20 protein-coding genes are annotated in these 20,140 nt (G+C 70.0%); 6 read left to right on the top strand and 14 right to left on the bottom strand.

Going from position 1 to position 20,140, the window contains the following annotated elements; genetic code table 11:
• Positions 1–398: 398 nt before the first annotated feature.
• Positions 399–3,539 carry an efflux RND transporter permease subunit gene (locus MSPGM_RS19775; protein ID WP_003606644.1) on the bottom strand — a complete coding sequence of 1,047 codons (3,141 nt, stop codon included), beginning with the start codon at positions 3,537–3,539 and terminating at the stop codon, positions 399–401.
• Between the two features lie 10 nt (positions 3,540–3,549).
• On the bottom strand, positions 3,550–4,758 hold the full coding sequence (locus MSPGM_RS19770) for an efflux RND transporter periplasmic adaptor subunit (protein ID WP_015857333.1): 1,209 nt from the start codon (positions 4,756–4,758) through the stop codon (positions 3,550–3,552).
• A 282-nt stretch (positions 4,759–5,040) separates the two neighbouring features.
• On the opposite strand from MSPGM_RS19770, the gene MSPGM_RS19765 reads away from it, so the two are divergent.
• Complete coding sequence (locus MSPGM_RS19765; RefSeq protein WP_015857332.1) at positions 5,041–5,223, top strand: hypothetical protein; 183 nt, start codon at positions 5,041–5,043, stop codon at positions 5,221–5,223.
• Positions 5,224–5,399: 176 nt separating this feature from the next.
• On the opposite strand, the gene MSPGM_RS19760 is transcribed toward MSPGM_RS19765, so the two are convergent.
• From MSPGM_RS19760 to MSPGM_RS19745, 4 genes are all read right to left on the bottom strand, one after another.
• Positions 5,400–6,626: a sensor domain-containing diguanylate cyclase gene (locus tag MSPGM_RS19760; RefSeq protein ID WP_015857331.1), complete on the bottom strand. Its 1,227-nt coding sequence runs from the start codon at positions 6,624–6,626 to the stop codon at positions 5,400–5,402.
• 180 nt (positions 6,627–6,806) lie between these two features.
• Positions 6,807–7,145, bottom strand: a complete 339-nt coding sequence (gene hspQ / locus MSPGM_RS19755; RefSeq protein WP_015857330.1) for a heat shock protein HspQ — start codon at positions 7,143–7,145, stop codon at positions 6,807–6,809.
• Between the two features lie 59 nt (positions 7,146–7,204).
• Positions 7,205–8,254 carry an HpcH/HpaI aldolase/citrate lyase family protein gene (locus MSPGM_RS19750; protein WP_003606527.1) on the bottom strand — a complete coding sequence of 350 codons (1,050 nt, stop codon included), beginning with the start codon at positions 8,252–8,254 and terminating at the stop codon, positions 7,205–7,207.
• A gap of 310 nt (positions 8,255–8,564) precedes the next feature.
• The gene (locus MSPGM_RS19745; RefSeq protein ID WP_131473099.1) at positions 8,565–8,798 is read right to left on the bottom strand and encodes a hypothetical protein; all 234 of its coding nucleotides are present in this window, start codon (positions 8,796–8,798) and stop codon (positions 8,565–8,567) included.
• Here MSPGM_RS19745 and MSPGM_RS19740 point away from each other — a divergent pair.
• Positions 8,770–10,071, top strand: coding sequence for a patatin-like phospholipase family protein (locus MSPGM_RS19740; protein WP_003606526.1), 1,302 nt, complete (start codon positions 8,770–8,772; stop codon positions 10,069–10,071). The genes MSPGM_RS19745 and MSPGM_RS19740 overlap by 29 nt on opposite strands.
• A 130-nt stretch (positions 10,072–10,201) precedes the next feature.
• Here the strand turns inward: MSPGM_RS19740 and MSPGM_RS19735 are convergent, their stop codons facing one another.
• Complete coding sequence (locus MSPGM_RS19735) at positions 10,202–10,756, bottom strand: winged helix-turn-helix domain-containing protein (RefSeq protein ID WP_015857329.1); 555 nt, start codon at positions 10,754–10,756, stop codon at positions 10,202–10,204.
• A gap of 476 nt (positions 10,757–11,232) precedes the next feature.
• Entirely contained in the window at positions 11,233–12,330 is a 1,098-nt protein-coding gene (locus MSPGM_RS19730) for a replication protein RepA (protein ID WP_003605867.1), read from the bottom strand.
• Between the two features lie 763 nt (positions 12,331–13,093).
• Here MSPGM_RS19730 and mazG point away from each other — a divergent pair.
• The gene (gene mazG / locus MSPGM_RS19725; RefSeq protein WP_043708089.1) at positions 13,094–13,924 is read left to right on the top strand and encodes a nucleoside triphosphate pyrophosphohydrolase; all 831 of its coding nucleotides are present in this window, start codon (positions 13,094–13,096) and stop codon (positions 13,922–13,924) included.
• A gap of 85 nt (positions 13,925–14,009) precedes the next feature.
• Here mazG and MSPGM_RS19720 read toward each other — a convergent pair whose 3' ends face one another.
• The 6 genes from MSPGM_RS19720 to MSPGM_RS19695 all read right to left on the bottom strand — a co-directional run bounded on the left by MSPGM_RS19720 (position 14,010) and on the right by MSPGM_RS19695 (position 16,974).
• Positions 14,010–14,201 carry a hypothetical protein gene (locus tag MSPGM_RS19720; protein WP_003605871.1) on the bottom strand — a complete coding sequence of 64 codons (192 nt, stop codon included), beginning with the start codon at positions 14,199–14,201 and terminating at the stop codon, positions 14,010–14,012.
• Between the two features lie 88 nt (positions 14,202–14,289).
• Entirely contained in the window at positions 14,290–14,691 is a 402-nt protein-coding gene (locus tag MSPGM_RS19715) for a DoxX family protein (protein WP_003605873.1), read from the bottom strand.
• A 6-nt stretch (positions 14,692–14,697) separates the two neighbouring features.
• A complete protein-coding gene (locus tag MSPGM_RS19710) occupies positions 14,698–14,883 on the bottom strand; it encodes a hypothetical protein (protein ID WP_003605874.1) in 186 nt (61 codons plus the stop codon).
• A gap of 96 nt (positions 14,884–14,979) precedes the next feature.
• Entirely contained in the window at positions 14,980–16,326 is a 1,347-nt protein-coding gene (gene rimO / locus MSPGM_RS19705) for a 30S ribosomal protein S12 methylthiotransferase RimO (protein WP_003605876.1), read from the bottom strand.
• Between the two features lie 116 nt (positions 16,327–16,442).
• Complete coding sequence (locus tag MSPGM_RS19700; protein ID WP_003605878.1) at positions 16,443–16,724, bottom strand: type II toxin-antitoxin system YafQ family toxin; 282 nt, start codon at positions 16,722–16,724, stop codon at positions 16,443–16,445.
• Complete coding sequence (locus MSPGM_RS19695; protein ID WP_003605879.1) at positions 16,711–16,974, bottom strand: type II toxin-antitoxin system RelB/DinJ family antitoxin; 264 nt, start codon at positions 16,972–16,974, stop codon at positions 16,711–16,713. The genes MSPGM_RS19700 and MSPGM_RS19695 overlap by 14 nt, the downstream gene beginning before the upstream one ends.
• A gap of 292 nt (positions 16,975–17,266) precedes the next feature.
• Between MSPGM_RS19695 and pabB the strand changes: the two genes are divergently transcribed.
• Genes pabB through MSPGM_RS19680 form a run of 3 tightly spaced genes read left to right on the top strand, consistent with a single transcriptional unit; the run spans position 17,267 to position 20,137 of the window.
• Entirely contained in the window at positions 17,267–18,667 is a 1,401-nt protein-coding gene (gene pabB / locus MSPGM_RS19690) for an aminodeoxychorismate synthase component I (RefSeq protein ID WP_015857327.1), read from the top strand.
• Positions 18,664–19,293 carry an anthranilate synthase component II gene (locus MSPGM_RS19685; RefSeq protein WP_003607382.1) on the top strand — a complete coding sequence of 210 codons (630 nt, stop codon included), beginning with the start codon at positions 18,664–18,666 and terminating at the stop codon, positions 19,291–19,293. Before pabB ends, MSPGM_RS19685 begins: the two co-directional genes overlap by 4 nt.
• A complete protein-coding gene (locus MSPGM_RS19680) occupies positions 19,280–20,137 on the top strand; it encodes an aminotransferase class IV (RefSeq protein WP_015857326.1) in 858 nt (285 codons plus the stop codon). The genes MSPGM_RS19685 and MSPGM_RS19680 overlap by 14 nt, the downstream gene beginning before the upstream one ends.
• Positions 20,138–20,140: the final 3 nt, after the last annotated feature.

The raw sequence follows: 20,140 nt of genomic DNA, 5'->3' as shown, positions 1-20,140 counted from the left end.
AGGCCAGTGGCGGACTCGAAGCGTATCTTGGCCGCTTACATCAAAAGCGTTGAGAAATGCTTCGCACCATCTTGATGGTACAACCCTGACGTATTCGCACGGTGCCATGCTTCGCCACCGCGGCGATGCCGCCGAGCCGCCGTTCACTCCGCAGCGATTTCGGTGGCGGGTCAGGGAATCACGCTTGCAGGACGCGTGCCGAGCCCGAGCACAAGGGTCGTCAGGCCCGCGCCATGGGCGCGCTACTTAAGGTTGCCCTGGTTCTCGGCGTGATCCCCGGCCCCCGGTCACGGGCCCATTGTCCTTCCGGAGGCGGCGTGGCGGGTGTTTTGTGACAGACGCCTCAGCCGCGCGACTTCGGCACCCTGATGTCCCCCATTGGTCACCCGAAGCCCGGATCACTCGGCGGCCACCCCTCGGCGGCCGAGACCGGAGGCGTTGGCGGGCGGACCCGGACGATACGCATCGTCCTCTTCCTCCGGCTCGTCCGCCCCGCCGACGAAGCGGCCGAACAGGCGCACGAACAGCCGCGACAGGTCGTCGACGAGCAGGAAGATCGCCGGCACGAAGACGAGCGATAGGCCCGTCGAGACGATCAGCCCGCCGATCACGGCGACCGCCATCGGCGCGCGGAACTCGCCGCCGATCCCGAGCGCGAGGGCCGACGGCACCATGCCGGCGGCCATGGCGATGGTGGTCATCACGATGGGGCGCGCCCGCTTGCGTCCGGCATCGACGATGGCGGTGACGCGATCGACGCCGCGGGCCATCTCCTCAATGGCGAAATCGACCAGCATGATCGCGTTCTTCGTCACCACGCCCATCAGCATCAGGATGCCGATCACCACCGGCATCGAGATCGGCATGTGGAAGACGAGCAACCCCAGGATCGCCCCGCCGATGGAGAGCGGCAGCGAGAACAGGATGGTGAGCGGCTGGAGGAAGTTGCCGAACAGCAGCACGAGGACGCCGAACACCATCATCAGCCCGGCGCCCATGGCCAGCGCGAAGCCCTCGAACACCTCGCCCATCACCTCGGCGTCGCCGGTCTGGCGGATGGTGACGCCCTCGGGGAGGTTCGTGGCGGCGGGCAGGGCCATCACCTGCTCGATGATCGAGCCGAGCGCGTCCGAGCCCTGGAGATCGCCCTCGACGGCGACGCGCACGGTGCGGTCGTAGCGGTCGATGGCCGTGGGGCCGCGCCCCAGCGTCAGGTCGGCCACGGTGGCGAGCGGGACCGCCGCGCCGGCCTTCACCGGCACCTTCAGGCTGGCGATCTCGGGCAATTGCCCGCGCAGCCGCTCGGGCAGCATCACCCGGATCGGGACCTGCCGGTCCTTGGCGTTGAACTTGGCGAGGTTGGCCGCGATGTCACCGATGGTGCCCACCCGCACCGTCTCGGCGATGACGTCGGTCGAGACGCCGAGATCGGCGGCAACGCCTGGTTTCGGGGTGATGCGGATCTCGGTGCGGTCCAGCGGCGCGGTCGAGATCACGTTGACGAGGTGGGGGACGCCCGCGGCCTCGCGCTGGAGGCGGGCGGCCACATCCGCGACCACCGCCTTGTCGGGGCCCGAGACGATCAGCGCGAATTCCCGCTGCCCGCCCTCCTGCAGCGACCAGAAGCGGATGTCGGGGACCTGCCGCAGGACGCTCGAGATCTTGAGATCGACCTGCTTCTGGGTCAGGGCGCGGTCGCTCTTCGGGGTGAGGTTCACGGTGAGGCTCGCCAGCCGCACCTCCTTCTTGCCGGGCAACTGGCGCCCGCCATCGACGAAGACGGAGCGGACCTCGGGCATCTGGCGGAGGGTCTCGACGAGGCCGTCGGAGAGGCGCTGGGTATCGTCGAGCCGGGCACCGGGGGGCAGTTCGACCACGAACATCGTGCGCGCCGCGTCCTCCGCCGGGATGAAGCCCGCGGGCAGCAGCCGGGTCGAGGCGATCGAGCCGGCAAAGCAGGCGAGGCCGAGGATCAGCGTCAGGTATTTGTGCCGCACCGACCACGCGACGAGGCGGGTATAGGCCCGCATCACCAGACCCTCGCGCTCGTGGTCCGGGCCGTGGTCGCGCAGGAAGTAGGCGGCGAGCAGCGGCGTGATGAGGCGCGCGACGAGCAGCGACACGAACACGGCCGCCGCGATGGTGAGCCCGAACTGCTTGAAGTACTGGCCGGCGATGCCGGGCATGAAGGAGACGGGGGCGAAGATCGCGATGATGGTCGCGGTGATGGCGATGACCGCGAGCCCGATCTCGTCGGCGGCTTCGAGCGCCGCGCGGTAGGCGGATTTGCCCATCCGCATGTGGCGGACGATGTTCTCGATCTCGACGATGGCGTCATCGACGAGGATGCCGGTTACCAGCGTGATCGCGAGCAGGCTCACTGCGTTGAGCGAGAAGCCGAGGGCACTCATCACCCAGAAGGTCGGCAGGACCGAGAGCGGCAGCGCCACCGCCGCGATCAGGGTGGCGCGCCAATCCCGCAGGAACAGGAACACCACGATCACGGCGAGGGCGGCGCCCTCCAGCAGCCCCATCATCGCCGAGTGGTAGTTGCCGATGGTGTTGACGACGCTGGTGTCGATCAGATCGAAGCGCACGCCCGGATTCTCGGCGTGCAGATCCTCGATGCGCTTGGCCACGGCGACCGCGACCTCGGCGTCGCTCGCCCCCATCGCCCGGGAGATGGCAAAGCCCACCACCGGCTCGCCATTGAAGCGGGCGAAGGTGCGCGGCTCTTCGGCCGCGTCCATCAGGCTCGCCAACTCGTCGAGGCGGACCTTGCGCCCGCCCGGCACGACGATGGAGGTCGCGCCTAGCGTCTCGAGGCTCGCCGAGGCGCCGAGCGTGCGGATCGACTGCTCGCCGCCCGCGAGTTCGCCGCGCCCGCCGGCCATGTCGGCGGAGGTGAGGCGCAATTGCCGGTTCACGTCGGCCGCGGTGATGCCGAGCGCGAGCAGGCGGTCGGGCTTCAGGGTCACGCGGATCTCGCGGGCGACGCCGCCGAGGCGCTCGACGCCGCCCACCCCCTTCACCCCCTGGAGCTGGCGCGCCACCACGTCGTCGACGAACCAAGACAGGTCTTCGGGCGTCATCGCCGGAGCGGAGGCGCCGTAGATCATGATCGGCAGGCCGGCGATCTCGACGCGGCTGATGATCGGCTCGTCGATGGTGCGCGGCAGGTTGATGCGGATCTTCGAGATCGCGTCCTTCACGTCGTTGACGGCGCGGTCCTGGTTCACCTCCAGGCGGAACTCGATCGTGGTGATCGAGGACCCTTCCGAGATGGTCGAGAGGATGTGCTTGACCCCCTTCACCCCGGCCACCGAATCCTCGACCCATTTCGTGACCTGGGTCTGCAACTCGGAGGGTGCGGCGCCCGACTGCGTGACCGTCACCGAGACGATCGGGATGTCGATATTGGGAAACCGGGTGATCGGCAGGGCGCGGAAGCTGACGAGGCCGAGCACCATCAGCACGAGGAACAGAACGAGGGAGGGGATCGGCTTGCGGATCGCCCAGGCCGAGACGTTGAGGCGCATGCGATGATCCTCAGCGGGCCGCGGCCGCTCGGGCCGTCGGCGGGACGGGCCGCACCCGGTCGCCGTCGCGCAGGAACGAGCCGGCGCGGGCGACCACCGCCTCCCCCGCCGCGATGCCGGAGCGCAGTTCCGTGAAGCCTTCGGCCGAGAGGCCGGTCTCGACCCGGCGGGCGGAGACGCGGCCGTCGGCAACCGCGAGAACGCTCGCCGAGCCGTCGGCGGCGTAGAGCACGGCGGCGAGCGGCACCGCCACGCCCTCGCGCCGGGCGACCTCGACCCGGCCGCGGGCGAAGGCGCCGATATGCAGCGCCGGGTCGGCGTCCAGGCGGATGCGGACCCGGCCGAGGCGCGTCGCCCGATCGACCTCGGGATAGACCCGGCGCACGGCGCCGGGCGTCACGCGCCCGTCCTCCCATTCGAGCCGCGCTGGGGCGTCGGCCCTGAGCCGCGGCAGGACGGATTCCGGCACCTCGCCCTCCAGCTCGATCTCGCCGCGGGCGATCAGGCGGAACAGCGGCTCGCCGACCGCGCTCGCGGTGGCGCCGACCCGGGCCGTGCGGCGGCTGACGATCCCGGCCTCCGGCGCCCGGATTTCGGTGCGGGCCCGGCGCAGGCCGATCTCGCGCCCCTGCGCCCGCGCGGCGGCCAGATCCGCCTCGGCGAGCGCCAGCCCGGCCCGTGCCGCCTCGAGCCGGCCGTCGGCGCCCTGCGCCGCCGAGACCCGCTGCTCCAGGGTGACGGCGGTGGCGTTGCCGGTCCGCACCAGCGCCTGCGCCCGTTCCAGGGCTTGGCGCGCCTCGGTCTGGGCCGCCTGCACCTGGACGATCTGGCTCTTCGCCTGGAGGATCGCCGCCTCCGCCTTCGCCGTGGCCGCGAGGTTGGCGGCCTCCTGCGTCTCGATCATCTCCAATGAGAGCCGCGCCAGCACCGCGCCGCGCTCGACCCGGTCGCCCTCCTCGACGAGCAGCGCGACGATGCGCAGGCCCTCGACCTCGGGGGCGACGAGGATCTCGTCGCGGGGGACCAGCGTCCCGGTCACGACCGCCCGCTCGACGATCTCCCGGCGCTCAGCCGGGACCACGCTCACCGCGGGCAGGAGCGTAGCGGGATCGGGCACCCCGGCCGCGGGCGGCGTCTCCGCGGCGCGGGCCGGCGGGGTCGCGACGAGGAGGGCGGCGAGGCACGCCGCAGCGGGACGGAAGGGCAAACGGGCCGGCATCGCGAATCGCCTCATGGGGCGCGCCGATGCGCCGCAGCCTGCTTTCCGCGGCGCAACCGGCGATTTCGTGGCGAATGGGGTAGCAAACCCATCCCCGGTCGAAGCCTGTGCGCGTTGCCGCAGGCGAATGAGATCGGCGGCCCGTCCCCGAGGTCCGTCGGTCCCGAGACGCGGCGGACGCCTCCTCGCTTCGCTCAAGATTTCGCCGGACCGCTCGTGTGCAACCGGGACGGCTGCGCCGGGTTACCCCGTCAAGAGATTCACGACGACGGACGGTTCACGATGAGCATCTTCCAGATCCGGCAGAAGACGAGCGGCGCGATCCTTTGGACCGGCAGTGCCGAGGACGAGCGCACCGCCCTCGACGCCATGGCCCGCGAGGCCGGCTATGCCGATTCCTCCGCCCTCCCCGACAGCGTGCGGGCGGCGGGCTTCGAGGCGGCGAGACTCGACCTGATCTTCTGAGATCCGTCCGGCATCCCCGACATCATCTGCGACCAGGGGCGTCCGCCATGCGGGCGCCCCTTTCGATTCGGACGTCGCACACGCGGAAACCGTCTCAGAGTGCCTCACAAAACTCCCGATCACCGATCGTCTCCGTTCTGGGCACGGCAGCGCAGCGGGCGTTTTGTGAGAGACACTCAGGCGCAGCAGCCACCCTGCGCGGACATTTGCGTCGCCGCCCCCGGCCCGGATCGATCCGGAACCCGCTCCGCCGGCGGCTCCAGGCGGCGGGCCTGCAGCCGGTCGCGGCCATGGGCCTTGGCCTCGTAGAGCGCCGTGTCGGCGAGCGCCATCAGGGTGTCGAGCCCGGCCGGGCCGCCGCTGAACAGGGCGGCGCCGAGGCTGACCGTGGCGCCGGTGGGCAGGCCCCGGCCGCTCTCGCGGGCCATGCGGTCGCGGATCGCCGCGCCGAGCGCGGATGCCGCCGCCTCGTCGAGGCCGGGCACCAGGATCACGAACTCGTCCCCGCCGAGCCGTGCCAGGATCGCGTGGCGCGGCAGGCAGGCTTCCAGCACGCCGGTGAGCGCCACGAGGATGCGGTCGCCGACGGCGTGGCCGAAGCTGTCGTTGACCGTCTTGAACCGGTCCACGTCGAGCAGCAGCAGGGCGCCGAACTGGCGTCCGGCGGCCATGTCCCGCAACGCCTCCGCGGCGCGGCTCTCGAAGGCGCGGCGGTTGAAGGCGCCGGTGAGGGGATCGCGCTCGGCGAGCGCCGTCATCGCTTCCTCCCGGCGGCGGCGCACCGCGGCGGCCATCAGCAGCGCGAGCAGCATCTCGACGAGGATGCCTTCGAACAGCGAGACCTGGATCAGCACGCCCTTGAAGCCGACGAGGCTGACGAAGGCGCCGGGCACGGGCACGAGTAGCGCCTTGACGGCGTAGAAGGTGCCGTGGGCGAGGAAGACGGCGCCGAGCGCGTCGGAGGCGGCGGTGCGCTCCGGGAAGGGCGTGCCGGCCCGCGACAGCAGGAGATGGGCGGCCCGCAGGGCGGCAAGGGCGACGAGGCTGGAATTGGTCATCGCGAAGGCCGGGGTCGGGTCGATCCCCGCCGGCAGGAGCAGGAGCCCGGCCCAGGCCAGCAGCAGGCCCCACCAGAGCGGTGCGACCCGGCGCCCGGTGAAGCGGGCCGTGCCGAAGAGGAACAGGAGGTGGGCGACGACGAGCAGGCCGTTGGCGAACCAGACCCCGACGAGGAAGGAGGCGGCGCGGACCGGCGAGAGCGAGCAGCCGAGGACGATCGTGGCGAAGCCCGCGCTCCACAGAAGCAGCGCGGGGTTGCGCAGGATCCGCCACTCGACGGCCAGGAAGCCCGCAGCGGCAGCGGCCGCGGCAAGGCTCATGACCAGCATGGTGACCACATCCATGGCTATCTCGAACCCGCGCAACGGTGAGGTGACGCGCTTCGATAGCAACAGCCGTTGAACAAAGCGTTCCCCGGCTTGACGTTTCGGCCCATCGCCCCAGCCACACCCTTCCGGACGAGGCTAGGCTGTTGTTTTCACGCCGCCTTTTACCGAGAGCCGGATGTCCGCTTTCGGGGCCTGTCAGTTCGCGTGGCTGACCCGCATGCGGTAGGCCCCGTCGGCGCTACGCTCGAACACCTCACTAATGCCGGCATGGCGCAGAGCCTCGCCGGAGGTGTCGGGCACGAGGTTCTGCTCGGAGACGTAAGCGACGTACTCGCTGTCCGCATTCTCGGCGAGCAGGTGGTAGAAGGGCTGGTCCTTGCGCGGCCGGACGTCCTCCGGAATCGCGAGCCACCATTCCTCGGTGTTGGCGAATTCCGGGTCCACGTCGAACACGACGCCCCGGAACGGGTAGATCCGATGCCGGACCACCGCCCCGAGGCCGAATTTGGCGGTTCTCATGCTGGTCTGGGTCATGACCGATAGATAGGCCTCGCGGCCCTTCCGTTCCAACGCAAGGCCACCATTCGCGACGATCAGGGCAGATTGTAGACCTTGGCGAGATCCGGATCCTTCTCGGCCACGAGCCGGGCGAGATCGACGATGACCTTGGCCTGCTTCCAGGTGGCGTCGTCCTGCATCTTGCCGTCGATCATCACCGCGCCGGTGCCGTCGGGCATCGCCTCGACGATGCGGGAGGCGAAGTTCACCTCGGCCGGATCGGGGGCGAACACGGTCTTGGCCAGCGCGACCTGGCTCGGATGCAGGGTCCAGGCGCCGGCGCAGCCCATCAGGAAGGCGTTGCGGAACTGCACTTCGCAGGCGGCCGAATCGGAGAAGTCGCCGAACGGGCCGTAGAACGCCTTGATGCCGTTGGCCATGCAGGCATCGACCATCTTGGCGATGGTGTAGTGCCACAGATCCTGCTGGGCGGACGCCCGCTCGGCATCGCCCTTGGGATCGGACAGGACGCGGTAATCCGGGTGACCGCCGCCGACGCGGGTGGTCTTCATGCCGCGGGACGCCGCGAGATCGGCGGGCCCGAGGCTCATGCCGTGCATGCGCGGCGAGGCGGAGGCGATGGCGTCGACGTTGGCCACGCCTTCCGCGGTCTCGAGGATGGCGTGAACGAGGATCGGCTTCGTCACGCCGTGGCGCGCCTCGAGCTGGGCCAGCAACTGGTCGATGTAGTGGATGTCCCAGGGGCCCTCCACCTTCGGCACCATCACCACGTCGAGCTTCGCGCCGACCTCGGCGACGATGGTGAACAGGTCGTCGAGGATCCAGGGCGAGTTCAGGGCATTGATGCGCGTCCACAGGCCGGTGCCGGAGGCCGCGAAATCGGTGGCGCGGGCCATCTCGACGAAGCCCTTGCGCGCCGCCTCCTTCTGGTCGGCGGGGACCGCGTCCTCCAAGTTGCCGAGCACCACATCGACCGTCTTGGCGAGTTCGGGCACGCGGGCGCGGACCTTCTCGTTGTGCGGCGGCACGAAGTGGATCATCCGCTCGAGCTTGATCGGCAGTTCGCGGAACGGCTCGGGCGCACCCGCGGCGAGGGGCTGGAAGAAGCGGCGCGGCAGTTTCATCGGCTCTCGGTCTCCGGCTGCGCGAAGGGCCGTGGCGTCGGCCCTCCGCTTATGCCCTTGGCGTTAGAGCACGGCGCCCCCCGGCGTAAAGCCGACCTTGGTCCTGCCCTCGGCCGTGTGATCGGCCCAAGAGACACGCGATGAGATGCGGGATGAGACGCGCGATCCCCGATCCGGCGGATCGTGCGCCCGCGCACGGCACGAACCCGCTCCCGCATACGGACCCGCATCACCCATTGGCGATCCACCCGTGAATATCCGAAAGCGAAGATTGCGCGGTGAGCCAAATCGTCCGACACTTCCCAAGATTTCAGAAGTCTTCATCAAGGTCTTTCTCGTTTTCGCCGCTTCCGCCCGGATGCCAGGACAGGCGGCAAGGGTGCGCGGGACGAGCGAAACGGCAAAGCTTGCCCGGCGCAGCATTCGGCGCCGGGCAGTCGGGACGGAACGGACCGCCGCGGCCCGTGTTTTCCGGCCGAGGCGGGCTGTCGAACATCGTCGGGAGACGTACGTCGATGCCAAAACTGTTCAACGAACCGATCATGCGGACTTTTCCGTCCGGCCCACGCGGGGGCGGGGTCCTGGCCGGCGTGCTGCTCGCGCTCGCGCTGTCGCAGGGGGCGATGGCCGGACCGGCGAAGAAGCCCGCCGACGCGCGGCCGGACTACACTGCAGCCCAGGCTGCGACCGCGCAGCCCGAGGGCCTGCCGGCCTCGGTGCGGATCGCGGGCGACGACACGCGTGCGTTCCAGGCCCTGATCGATGGGGCGCCCCGCGCCGCCGATCCCTGGCTGGTGCTCTCCGGCGGCGGCGAGAACGGCGCGTTTGCCGCCGGCCTGCTGGCGGGTTGGTCGGAGCGCGGCGACCGCCCCGAGTTCGGCGTCGTCACCGGCGTCTCGACCGGCGCGCTGATCGCCCCCTTCGCCTTCGCGGCGCCGACGCTCGGCGAGAAGGCCGACGCGGCCCTTCGCGAGAATTACACCGAGATCTCGGCCGCCGACGTGTTCGAGTTCGGCGGCACGCCGGATTCGCTCACCGACACGTGGCCGCTCAAGGAGCGGATCGGGCGCGCGGTGACGCCGGCCCTGCTCAAGGCGGTGGCGGCCGAGCACGCCAAGGGCCGCCGTCTGCTGATCGCCACGACGCAGGTGGACAGCGAGCGGCCGGTGTTGTGGGACATGGGCGCGATCGCCCAGCGCAATGCCGAGACCGGTGACCCGCGGGCGCTGGCCCTGTTCCGCTCGATCGTGCTCGCCTCGACGGCGGTGCCCGGCGTCTTCCCGCCGGTGGCGATCCCCGCCGAAGTGAAAGACGGAGCCAAAGCCAAGCCCTTCGCGGAGCTGCACGACGATGGCGGGGCGATGGCCCCGTTCTACCTCGCGCCGGCCGCCGCCCTGGAAGGGGAGGCGCGGCTGCGCCTGCCGACGAACCGGGTCTACCTCGTCGTCAACAACCGGCTCGAACCGGAATTCCAGATGGCCTCGCGCACCACGCTCTCGGTGCTCGGCCGCACCATGTCGGCGGCGATCAAGGCGCAGACCCGCGCGGTGCTCGCGCTCACCAAGGGCTATGCCGCGCGCACCGGCCTGGATCTCCGGATCGCCCTCATCGACGGGCGCTTCGCCAAGACCTCGGAGAAGCCGTTCGACCAGCCCTACATGAAGGCGCTGTTCGCCCACGGCGAGGCCCTGGCCCGCGACGGCAGCGCCTTCGCTCCGGCCCATCCGCCCGCCACGGCCAAGGGGCCAGACCTTGGCCCAGACCTGAACCGGCGCGCGGTGACGGAATCGACCGGCTCCGTCGCCGCCTCGCGCTGAGACGGCGCGGACCGGCGGCGCTCCTTCGGACGGGGCGGTCGCGCCCGCAGACGGCATCGGACAGGGTTCAGAGGCGGCTCCGCGCGGGCCGCCTCTTCATGTTTTCAGGGCGCGCCGCCGATCCCTCTTCCTATGCCTCCTCCGCATCGGCCGGGGCGTAGACGGCCTCGCCCAGGCGCTTCAGCGGGCCGCCGGGACCGGAGCGCTTCCAGAGCCGGGTGTTGAGCGCCGCCACCGGGTCCTGCCCCGGCAGGGAAAATCCCTGCTCGCTGATCCGCGCCAGGATCTCGCTCGCATGCATCGGGCGGCCCACCTCCTCCAGGACGGCGAGCACCGCCTCGATCACCGCCCGGCCGTAGCGGCGGGCGAGCACCGTCTCCGACAGGCCGGCCTCCCCCTCGACCGGCACGGCAAAGGCCGGCACCGGAGGTCTCTCGGGCGCAGCGGCGGGCGGAGCCGGCGGGGCGGCGGCCGGCGCCCGAGCCGGTTGCGGCGTGGGTTCCGGAACGGGGATGGGGGCGTCCGCTCGTGCGTCCGGCGAGGGCTGAGCGGGAGCGGCCGGGCCGCCGAGGCGTCGACCGAGATCGAGGTAGAGAAGGAGATCGGCAATCTGCCGCTCGATCGCGTCGCGCTGCTGACGCAAAGCCTCCAGCCGCGCCAGAGCCTCGGCTTCCGACAGGACCATGCTGGCATTCCTCACCGTTCATTCCCAACGAGGGGAATTTCTCGGAATGGACGATGTCATGGAATGGAAGAGAAGGCGAGTCTTTCTATTCCGTCAGGGGTGTTCGCTGATCGGAATACGGAATGGAAGGCACACAGTGAACCAGCGCGATGGAAGTCTGTGCGAGCGCGGCTTACGGGCCGCCACTCCGCGTGCCGAGGCGCCGAGCCAGCGCGCCACCTCGAAACGGGCCGGATCAGCTCTCAACGGGAAGACGCGTCGTGGCGTGCTTCGAGGCGGCTGTCACACCACCGCGGCAAGAAGGGCTTTCAGGGTATCGGAACAGGCGGATCATACGGCCCCCGAAGAGAGAATGAACCGTTCCCCGGCTGGGGAAGAAGTCTTCCTTCGTCGGAATGTTGGAATATTCCATACTACCTAAACGACGGGGATAGGCGCACGGAATATTCTGAAGGCCGAAACCCGAAAAAATTCCGTCAGGCGCGGGCCGCAGAAGCCGCTGCGCGCGCGGTGCGGGCGGCTTTGGGCGGCACCAGCAGGCTGCCGGGATCGGCCGGGTGGAGCAGCATGCCGCCCTCGTCGAGGTCGATCCGCAGCCGCGGAAACACCTCGAGAAGGCCGGCGAGATCCGCCTTGAAGGCTTGGCGGAAGCTGCGCAGGCTGGCGTTCTCGGCGCCGAACTGGCGGTGCAGGTTGTCCCAGGTCAGCCGCAGGGGGCGCTGCAGGGCGCGCAGGCGGTAGCCGGTCCAGAACAGGAGGTCGAGCTTGCGCGCCGAGCCGGAGAAGGCCCGCGCGGCGCGGATATCGACCGGCAGGGCGTGCCGGATCAGGCTGTCGTAGAAATCCTGATGGAACGAGACGGTGCGCTGCCAGACGAGGCCGTCATCGCCGCGCCGCCACAATTCGAGCTGGCGGAAGGGCGGCACGTTGAGGGTCGAGGCCTGCCCCTCCCCGTCCCACAGGCCGAGCTGCATCGAGCAGGCGGCGAGCCGGTTGAGCTGTTCCTTGAAGGCGCCGATGGTGCCGCGCTCGCCGCCGGTGACGGCGAACCCCATGGCCTTCATGAAGCCTGAGAGGCTGTCGGCGACCTCAATGGTCGGGCTACGCTGGCGCACCGCCTCGGTGCAGAGGTGCAGCAGCACGAGCCGGGCCTTGGGGCCGTAGGGCAGGCCCTGCAGCTCCATCTCGCCGGTGATCGGGTTCTTGAGGCGCCCCGCCGAGAGGCTGAGCGAGTTGCGGCCGTATTCGCGCACGAAGTCGCGGGCGTCGCCGGGATCGCGGTAGGGCAGGCCGCAGAGCGCCAGCACCGAGTGGAGATGCTGGAGGTTTTCCGGGCCGGTGGGCTCGCTCTCGATCACCTCGCGCACGGCGTCGCGGCGGCGACGGTCGCGGCCCATGGCCTCGCGGGCCTCGGCCTGCGCCCCCTCCTGGGCCCGGGCGGCGTCACGCTCGCGCTGGCGGAACAGCAGGTGCTCGACGATCGGCGCGAACAGGAACCTGCCCCGCGCCGCCTCCAGCTCCGCCTGCAGATCCGGGTCACGGATCGCGGCGATCTTGGCCTCAAGCCCCGACATCGCCTGCCCTCAAGGCCTCCCGCTGCGTGTCACGTCGTGTTCGCCTTCATCCAAGCCTCGGGCTCCGGACGGAATCGTCGGAGGACCCTCAGGGCCGCAACCGATCTGTCACGATTCGGCTCCGCGGAGTCCCGTGGCCTTTCGGAGTTTTCCCGGGAATCCACGCTTGGACGGCCGAGTCCTGCACAGGCGTGTCGTCCGCGATCGGAGGAGGGGCGGATTCCGGGCACGCAGAGTTCCATACGCCCGCCGGCCGGCCCGAATCCGCCTGCGCAGAGTTCAATACGCCCCCGCTTGCCCCCGACTCCGGACTTGTCCCCGCTCTTCCCCGGCCAAACCGGTTTTGCACGCTGAATCCGGTACGGGCCCACGCAGAATCCGATGCGACAGGCCCCGTCGGTTGCGCAGAATCCGATGCAGGGCCGCGCAGAGTTCGATGCGGTTTCGCGCAGAGTTCGATGCGCAAAGGGGTCTCAAGCCACGGTAAAATCACGGCTTTTCCGCCTCCCCTATAACCTGCTGAACTGACTCCCTGAGAATCCTTAACAGATAGCTTTCCTAGGGAGGTTGGAGCTGCGTTCGCCAAACCGAACGGAGGCTTTTTCTCTTCTTTTCAAAAGGAATACACGGAATTTTGCACAGACTGTGCCCCTTCTCTCCCCGATTGAGAGCCCGCGAAGCGGCGCTGCGCGGCAGCGGCGGACGGTCTATGAGCGGTGGCTTGGCTGAGGCCGGGCTTCCGGCGGGATGGGGCGAAAGAGCGATGGACGAGGCGCCGATCGACAGGCTGCTGACGCTGATGGCGCGGTTGCGCGATCCGGAACGGGGCTGCGCCTGGGACGTGCAACAGAGCTATGCCAGCATCGTCCCCTACACGATCGAGGAGGCCTACGAGGTCGCCGACGCGGTCGAGCGCGGCGACCGGGCCGACCTGCGCGACGAACTCGGCGACCTCCTGCTCCAGGTCGTGTTCCAGGCGCGGATCGCCGAGGAGGAGGGCGCCTTCCGCTTCGCTGACGTCGCCGAGGCGATCTGCGCCAAGCTGATCCGGCGTCACCCGCACGTCTTCGACGCGTCCGGTGACTTCCTGCCGCCCGAGCGGCGCCCGACCGACCCGGCCGCGATCAAGGCGGCCTGGGAGACGATCAAGGCGCGGGAGCGCGCGGAGAAGGCGGCGGCGGGCAAAACAGAGGTGGCGGGACCGTTGGCCGGAGTCTCGCGCGCCCTCCCCGCCCTCGCCCGGGCCGACCGGATCTCGAAGCGGGCGGCCGGCGTCGGCTTCGACTGGCCGGACGCGGCCCAGGTCCTGGCCAAGGTGCGTGAGGAGACCGACGAGGTCGAGGAGAGCTTGGAGAAGGGCGAGCCGGAGGCGGTGTTCGAGGAGATCGGCGACCTGCTGTTCTCGGTCGCCAACCTCGCCCGTCACGCGGGCGTCGATCCGGAGGAGGCCCTGCGGCGCGGCACCCTCAAGTTCGAGCGCCGCTTCACCGCCATGGCCGCCCGGCTCGCCGCCGAGGGCCACACCCTGGAGGACACCGCCCTCCCCGCCATGGAAGCGGCTTGGCAGGCCGTGAAGCGCGACGAGAAGACATGAGGTTCGGGGATCCCAAAGGGCCTCAGGCCCTTTGGCGGGTTGTCAGGGCAGTGCCCTGACGTCGGCGGAGCCGATGGGCAGGGACTCAGCCCTTCGTCCGCGGGTCGCCCTTCTTCGCGGGCTTCGGGTCCGGCGCCTTCGGCTTCAGGCGCTCCACGATCTGCTCCAGGGCGCGCTCGACCGCCGCCTGCTCCGGCGGTGCGGCGCCGTCTGGCGGGCGGTTCGTCCGGTTCGAATCGCGGCTCTTCGGCATGACGGCGAGCGTAGACAGGGTCACGAGGCGAAGACCACCGGTTGAGCCCGCTCGGATACGCTTTCGGTGCCGTTTTCCTCAGCGAAAAGCCTTTTACTCCGACGGGTTAATCTTAACGAGGTGCTCCAGTATCGCCCGTTCTTCGTGCTGCGAACGGCCAATCGATGGCGTGGACGGCGTAGAGGGCCCACCACACCATCACCGGCTGAAGCGCGAGGCGCGGGCCGTGATACCACCACGTGTCGGGGATCGGCGGCACGGCGATGCCTTCGACCGCCTGCTTGATGTTGGCCGGGAACACGCAGACCGCGTAGAGCGCCAGCATGATCCCGGCGATCCGTCGCAGCCGGGGCACGAACAGCGCCAGCGCACCGGCGATCTCGCACAGACCGGTGCCGATCACCACGAGGCGGGGCGCGGGCACCCAACCCGGCATGATCGGCAGGAAGCGCTCGGTCGCCACGAGGTGGACGATGCCGATGAAGCCGTAGAGGCCGGTCAGGCCGGTGCGCATCTCAGATCAAGCGGAGCGATCGTCCTCGGAGCCTGTCTTGCTTTCCCCGGAGGGGGAGTTGCCGCGCGCGGCCTCCTCGGCCTCGGTGCCGGCCCGCTCCATCGGTCCCGGTTGCGACTTCAGCTTGCCCGTCGCCGGGTCCTTGGGCGAGACCGCGGCCCCGCTGCTCTGGTCGCGCTGTTCGTCCGCCATGCTGAGCCTCGTCATTCGCGTGGAATCGTGACGGGGCAACGTGCGGCGCGCGGGGCGGTTCGCGTCCCGCCCTCCCCGCTCCTCCGCCGCCCGGCCCTACACCGCGATGCCGTGCAGATCGTAGGCGTCGGCCCGCTCGATCTTCACGGTGACGATGTCGCCGGGTCGCACGGGACGGCGCGAGGTGACGTGGACGCTGCCGTCGATCTCCGGCGCGTCGGCCTTGGAGCGGCCCCGCGCAACCGTCGGGCCCGCCTCGTCGATGATGACAGACAGGCGCTTGCCCACCTTCGCCCGTTGCAAGCGCAGCGAGACGTGGCTCTGCGCCTCCATGAAGCGGCGCTTGCGCTCGGCCTTCACCTCCGGCGGCACCAGTAGGCCGAGATCGTTGGCGGTGGCGCCCTTGACCGGCTCGTACTCGAAGCAGCCGACGCGCTCGAGCCGCGCCTCGCGAATCCAGTCGAGCAGTTCCTCGAACTCGGCATCGGTCTCGCCGGGGAAGCCGACGATGAAGGTCGAGCGGATGGCCAGATCCGGGCAGATCTCGCGCCAGCGCCGGATGCGGTCCAGCTGCTTCTCCTGGTTGCCCGGCCGGCGCATGCGCTTGAGCACCGAGGGGCTGGCGTGCTGGAGCGGCATGTCGAGATAGGGAAGGATCTTGCCCTCGGCCATCAGCGGGATGACCTCGTCGACATGCGGGTAGGGGTAGACGTAGTGCAGCCGCACCCACGCCCCGAGCTCGCCGAGTTCCTTGGCCAAATCGTAGAACCGGGCGCGCACCTCCCGGTCCTGCCACGGGCTCGACGCGTAGCGGGTGTCGATGCCGTAGGCGGAGGTGTCCTGCGAGACGACCAGCAACTCCTTCACGCCGGCTTTGACGAGCTTTTCCGCCTCGCGCAGCACGTCGCCCGCCGGGCGGCTGACAAGATCGCCGCGCAAGCTCGGGATGATGCAGAAGGTGCAGCGATTGTTGCAGCCCTCGGAAATCTTCAGATAGGCGTAGTGGCGCGGGGTGAGCTTGACCCCTTGCGGCGGGATCAGGTCGAGGAACGGATCGTGGGCGGGCGGCACCGCCTCGTGCACCGCGGCGACCACCGACTCGTAGGCCTGGGGGCCCGTGACGGCGAGCAGGTTCGGGTACTTCTCGCGGATCTCTTCCGGCTGCGCGCCCATGCAGCCGGTGACGATCACCCGGCCGTTCTCGGCCATGGCCTCGCCGATCGCGGCGAGCGACTCGGCCTTGGCCGAATCGAGGAAGCCGCAGGTGTTGACGATGACGACGTCCGCCCCGTCATGGCGGCGCGACAGCTCGTAGCCCTCGGCGCGCAGATGGGTGAGGATGCGCTCGGAATCGACGAGCGCCTTGGGGCAGCCCAGCGACACGAAGGAGATCCGCGGCGCGGCGGCGCCCTTGGTGTCCGAGGGAGAGGCGGTTGCGGTCATGACGGCCCGTTGGGGCGGCCCTCCGGAACGGAGGCCCGCGCGTCCTGCATCGAGAGCGGTGGATGCGCCGATATAACGGCATTGGGGCGCTGTTGCGAGCGTAGCCGGTAGGATCGTCAGAAGCCCAGTTCGGCATGCGAGCCGAGGCGCACCAATTGGAGCGTTTCCGTTCCTGCAAGCCGATAGATCAGCACCAGATCCGGCTTCACGTGGCAGTCGCGATGGTCGGCCCAGTTGCCGGTCAGGGCGTGGTCGCGCAGGCGCGCCGCCAGGGGGCGATCCGCGGCCAACTCGGTCAGCACCGCCGTCAGGTCGGCTTGAAGGCTCGCCCGGTGCCTGCCCTTCATCTCCCGCTTATAGTCACGCTTGAACTGCGTGGTTCGCTCAATCGTCCGCATCGAGATCGGCCATCAGCGCCTCGACGCTGGTGAAGCCCGGAAGGTTACCGGACCGCGCCTCGCGGATGGCTGCGATGGTCGTTTCGTTGGGAACCAGAGGCTCGAAGGGAAGCGCCTTCTCGCGCGCGACGCGCACGAGCATCATGCGAACCGCATCGGAGACGGTCAGCCCCATGGCCTTGAGAACGGCTGTGGCCTCTTCCTTGGTGTCGGCATCGATCCGCGCCTGGATCAGCGACTTGGTCGGCATGGCGGCTCCTTGAGCTGCCTGACAGTGTCGTGCAGCGTGGAACGCGCTGCAAGCGCGTCCGGTGCGACTCTACGAGGCGAGGCCATGGTGGCCCCTCTCAGCTTTTTCTCTCTTTGCGGCGTTGAGAGCCAAAAGACTCTATTCAACAGTGGCTTTGTACAGGAACCTCAGACAGCACTTCATCTTCGGGCTGAGCGGCTGCATACCCCGCCCGCGAGGCCGGAACGCGGGGGCGATTGACGGGAGGGTGCCGCGCGCCCTTGGGTGAATCCCAATGAGCGCCGCACGAGGCATGACGGCCGAGCCCATGGTCTGGACCCGCGAGATTCCCTTCATCGACCCGGTCGCGGCCGCGGCGCGGCTCGCCCGGCTGCCCGGTCTCGCCTTCCTCGACAGCGCCATGCGGCACGATACGCTCGGCCGCGTCTCGGTGCTGGCCGCCGACCCGTTCGCGCGGTTCCGCTACCGCGACGGCCGTGCCACCCTGGACGGGCGCGCGGTGCCCGGCTCGCCCATCGCGGCGTTGCGGGCGTGCCTCGCCCCTTACCGTCTGGCGCCCCGGCCCGACCTGCCCGCCATTCCGGGAGCGATCGGCTATTTCGCCTACGATCTCGGTGCGAGCCTGGAGCGGGTCGCGGCCCCGGCGCGCCGGGCGGGGCTCACCGATGACATCGCCTTCAACCTCTACGACACCCTGCTTGCCGTCGATCATGGCCGCGGCACCTGCCTGCTGATCGCCACCGGCTTTCCCGAAGCCGACGGACCGGCCCGCGCGGCACGGGCGCAGGCGCGGCTCGATGCCTTCGCCGATTGGCTCGCCGCCCCGTCCGAACCGCTGCCGAAATGGACGGGCGCCCGGCTCACATGGCGCTCGAATTTTTCGCGACAAACCTATGAAGTGGCTGTCGAAAAGGTCCGCGACTATATCGGCGCCGGCGATATCTATCAGGCCAACATCGCCCAGCGTTTCGCCGCCGACCTGCCGCCCGGCTTCGACCCGTTCGCCTTCTACCGGAGGCTTCGCGAGACCAACCCGGCCACCTTCGGCGCCTATCTCGATTTCGAAGGGCTTACCGTCGCCTCCTCCTCGCCCGAGCGCTTCCTCAAGTTGGAGGGGCGGGCGGTCGAGACGCGACCGATCAAGGGCACCGTGGCCCGCCATCCCGATCCCGCCCGCGATGCCGAGATCGCCGCCGCGCTCCAGACCAATCCGAAGGAGCGGGCCGAGAACATCATGATCGTGGACCTGCTGCGCAACGACCTGTCGCGGGTGTGCGAGCCGGGCAGCGTGCGGGTGCCGACCCTGTGCGGGCTGGAATCCTATGCCGGCATCCACCATCTCGTCTCGGTGGTGACGGGCACGCTGCGCGAGGGTTCGGATGCCCTCGACCTCATCCAGAAAACCTTTCCCGGGGGCTCGATCACCGGCGCGCCGAAGCTCAGGGCCATGGACATCATCACCGAGATCGAGACGGATGCGCGCGAGCTCTATTGCGGGGCGATCGGCGCGCTCGGCTTCGACGGATCGCTCGACACCTCGATCGCGATCCGCACCGTGTTCATGGCAAAGGGACAGGCCGTGCTCCAGGCGGGCGGGGGCGTGACGCTGCTCTCCGAGCCCGGCCCCGAATACGAGGAGACGCTGACCAAGGCGGCCCGCGTCTTCGCGGCCTTCGAGGAGGAGGCGCCATGATCCTCGTCGTCGACAACTACGATTCCTTCGTCTTCAACGTGGTGCGCTACTTCGAGGAGTTGGGCGAGACCGTCGAGGTCGTGCGCAACGACGCGCTCGATGTGGCCGGCATCCGCGCGCGGAACCCGGAGGCGGTGGTGATCTCGCCCGGCCCCTGCACCCCGGCGGAAGCCGGCGTGAGCCTGCCGGCCATCCGCGAATTGTCCGGCGAGGTGCCGATCCTTGGCGTCTGCCTCGGGCATCAGGCGATCGGCGCGGCCTTCGGCGGCCGGGTCGAGCGGGCGGGCCGCCCGCTCCACGGCCACGCCACGCCGATCCGGCACGGGGGCGAGCGGTTGTTCGCAGGGCTGCCGCAGCCGATGCAGGTCGGGCGCTACCACTCGCTGATCGTGGAGCCGACGCCGGAGATGGAGCGCCACCTCACCGTCGATGCCGCCTCCGGGGAGGGGGAGGTGATGGCGCTGTCGCACCGTAGCCACCCGACCTGGGGCATCCAGTTCCACCCAGAATCGGTGCTGACCGAGAACGGCCACGCGCTGTTTTCCAATTTCCTGAAGGAGGCCCGTGCGTGGCGGGCGGCGGGCGCGCCGGAGCGGACGGACAGGCTCGCCGATGCTGTGGTCTAACGGGCGGCTGGTCGAGGGCGGCACCCTCCCCTTCGCCATGGGGGACCGTGGCCTGCTGCTCGGCGACGGCGTGTTCGACACCGCCCTCGCGATTCAGGGGCAGGTCGCCTTCGAGGCCGCCCATGTTGATCGCCTCGCCGCCGCCGCGGAAGCGCTCGGCTTCGCGATCGCGCGGGAGCGGATCGTCGAGGCGATGCGCGCGCTGGCCAGCACCGCGCCGCTCGCGGCGATCCGCACCACGTTGACCCGCGGCCCCGGCCCGCGCGGGCTGGCGCCCCCGCCCGAGCCGAACCCGTTCCTGTTCGGCAGCGCCGCCCCGGCCCGCGCCGCCCTATTCTTCGCGCCCTTGCGGCTGGCGCTCACGCAGATCGCCCGCAACGAGACCTCGCCGGCCGCGCGCCTCAAGACCCTCGGCTATCTCGATGCGGTGCTCGCCGCCCGCGCGGCGCAGGCACAAGGCTTCGATGAGGCTCTGTTCCTGAACACGCGGGGCCGCGTGGCCTGCGCCGGTACCGGCAATGTTTTTGCGATCCTCGGAGGGACGCTCGTCACGCCGCCGCTCAGCGAGGGCGTGCTGCCGGGCATCGTTCGGGCCGAGCTTGTTGCCAGGATCGCGCCGAGCCTCGGCATCGCGGTCGAAGAGCGCCCTCTCCTGCCCTCGGAGTTGACGGCGGCGGAGGCGCTGTTCGTCACCAACTCGCTGCGCCTGCTCGCCCCCGTGACCGCGCTCGGTGCGCAGCCCTATGACAGCGCCGGGCACGGGACGGTTCGCAGCCTCTACGCGGCTTTGCGGGAAACCGTGGCGGCGGAGTGCGGCGTCGAGGCGGACGCCCTCGACCCGTAATCC

The organism is Methylorubrum sp. GM97, from assembly GCF_024347855.1.
Lineage (GTDB): Bacteria > Pseudomonadota > Alphaproteobacteria > Rhizobiales > Beijerinckiaceae > Methylobacterium > Methylobacterium extorquens.
The sequence above is the reverse complement of the archived record's forward strand: the minus strand, read 5'-3'. Positions and strand labels throughout refer to the sequence as shown.

Bases quoted from the DNA above. Each gene is read 5' to 3' on its own strand.
- MSPGM_RS19770 (WP_015857333.1), bottom strand. From the start codon at position 4,758: ATGCCGGCCCGTTTGCCCTTCCGTCCCGCTGCGGCGTGCCTCGCCGCC.
- MSPGM_RS19700 (WP_003605878.1), bottom strand. From the start codon at position 16,724: ATGCGGACGATTGAGCGAACCACGCAGTTCAAGCGTGACTATAAGCGG.
- MSPGM_RS19765 (WP_015857332.1), top strand. From the start codon at position 5,041: ATGAGCATCTTCCAGATCCGGCAGAAGACGAGCGGCGCGATCCTTTGG.
- MSPGM_RS19775 (WP_003606644.1), bottom strand. From the start codon at position 3,539: ATGCGCCTCAACGTCTCGGCCTGGGCGATCCGCAAGCCGATCCCCTCC.
- MSPGM_RS19750 (WP_003606527.1), bottom strand. From the start codon at position 8,254: ATGAAACTGCCGCGCCGCTTCTTCCAGCCCCTCGCCGCGGGTGCGCCC.
- mazG (WP_043708089.1), top strand. From the start codon at position 13,094: ATGGACGAGGCGCCGATCGACAGGCTGCTGACGCTGATGGCGCGGTTG.
- MSPGM_RS19695 (WP_003605879.1), bottom strand. From the start codon at position 16,974: ATGCCGACCAAGTCGCTGATCCAGGCGCGGATCGATGCCGACACCAAG.
- MSPGM_RS19715 (WP_003605873.1), bottom strand. From the start codon at position 14,691: ATGCGCACCGGCCTGACCGGCCTCTACGGCTTCATCGGCATCGTCCAC.
- MSPGM_RS19685 (WP_003607382.1), top strand. From the start codon at position 18,664: ATGATCCTCGTCGTCGACAACTACGATTCCTTCGTCTTCAACGTGGTG.
- MSPGM_RS19710 (WP_003605874.1), bottom strand. From the start codon at position 14,883: ATGGCGGACGAACAGCGCGACCAGAGCAGCGGGGCCGCGGTCTCGCCC.
- MSPGM_RS19680 (WP_015857326.1), top strand. From the start codon at position 19,280: ATGCTGTGGTCTAACGGGCGGCTGGTCGAGGGCGGCACCCTCCCCTTC.
- MSPGM_RS19740 (WP_003606526.1), top strand. From the start codon at position 8,770: ATGCCAAAACTGTTCAACGAACCGATCATGCGGACTTTTCCGTCCGGC.
- MSPGM_RS19735 (WP_015857329.1), bottom strand. From the start codon at position 10,756: ATGGTCCTGTCGGAAGCCGAGGCTCTGGCGCGGCTGGAGGCTTTGCGT.
- MSPGM_RS19760 (WP_015857331.1), bottom strand. From the start codon at position 6,626: ATGGATGTGGTCACCATGCTGGTCATGAGCCTTGCCGCGGCCGCTGCC.
- MSPGM_RS19745 (WP_131473099.1), bottom strand. From the start codon at position 8,798: ATGATCGGTTCGTTGAACAGTTTTGGCATCGACGTACGTCTCCCGACG.
- hspQ (WP_015857330.1), bottom strand. From the start codon at position 7,145: ATGACCCAGACCAGCATGAGAACCGCCAAATTCGGCCTCGGGGCGGTG.
- pabB (WP_015857327.1), top strand. From the start codon at position 17,267: ATGACGGCCGAGCCCATGGTCTGGACCCGCGAGATTCCCTTCATCGAC.
- MSPGM_RS19730 (WP_003605867.1), bottom strand. From the start codon at position 12,330: ATGTCGGGGCTTGAGGCCAAGATCGCCGCGATCCGTGACCCGGATCTG.
- rimO (WP_003605876.1), bottom strand. From the start codon at position 16,326: ATGACCGCAACCGCCTCTCCCTCGGACACCAAGGGCGCCGCCGCGCCG.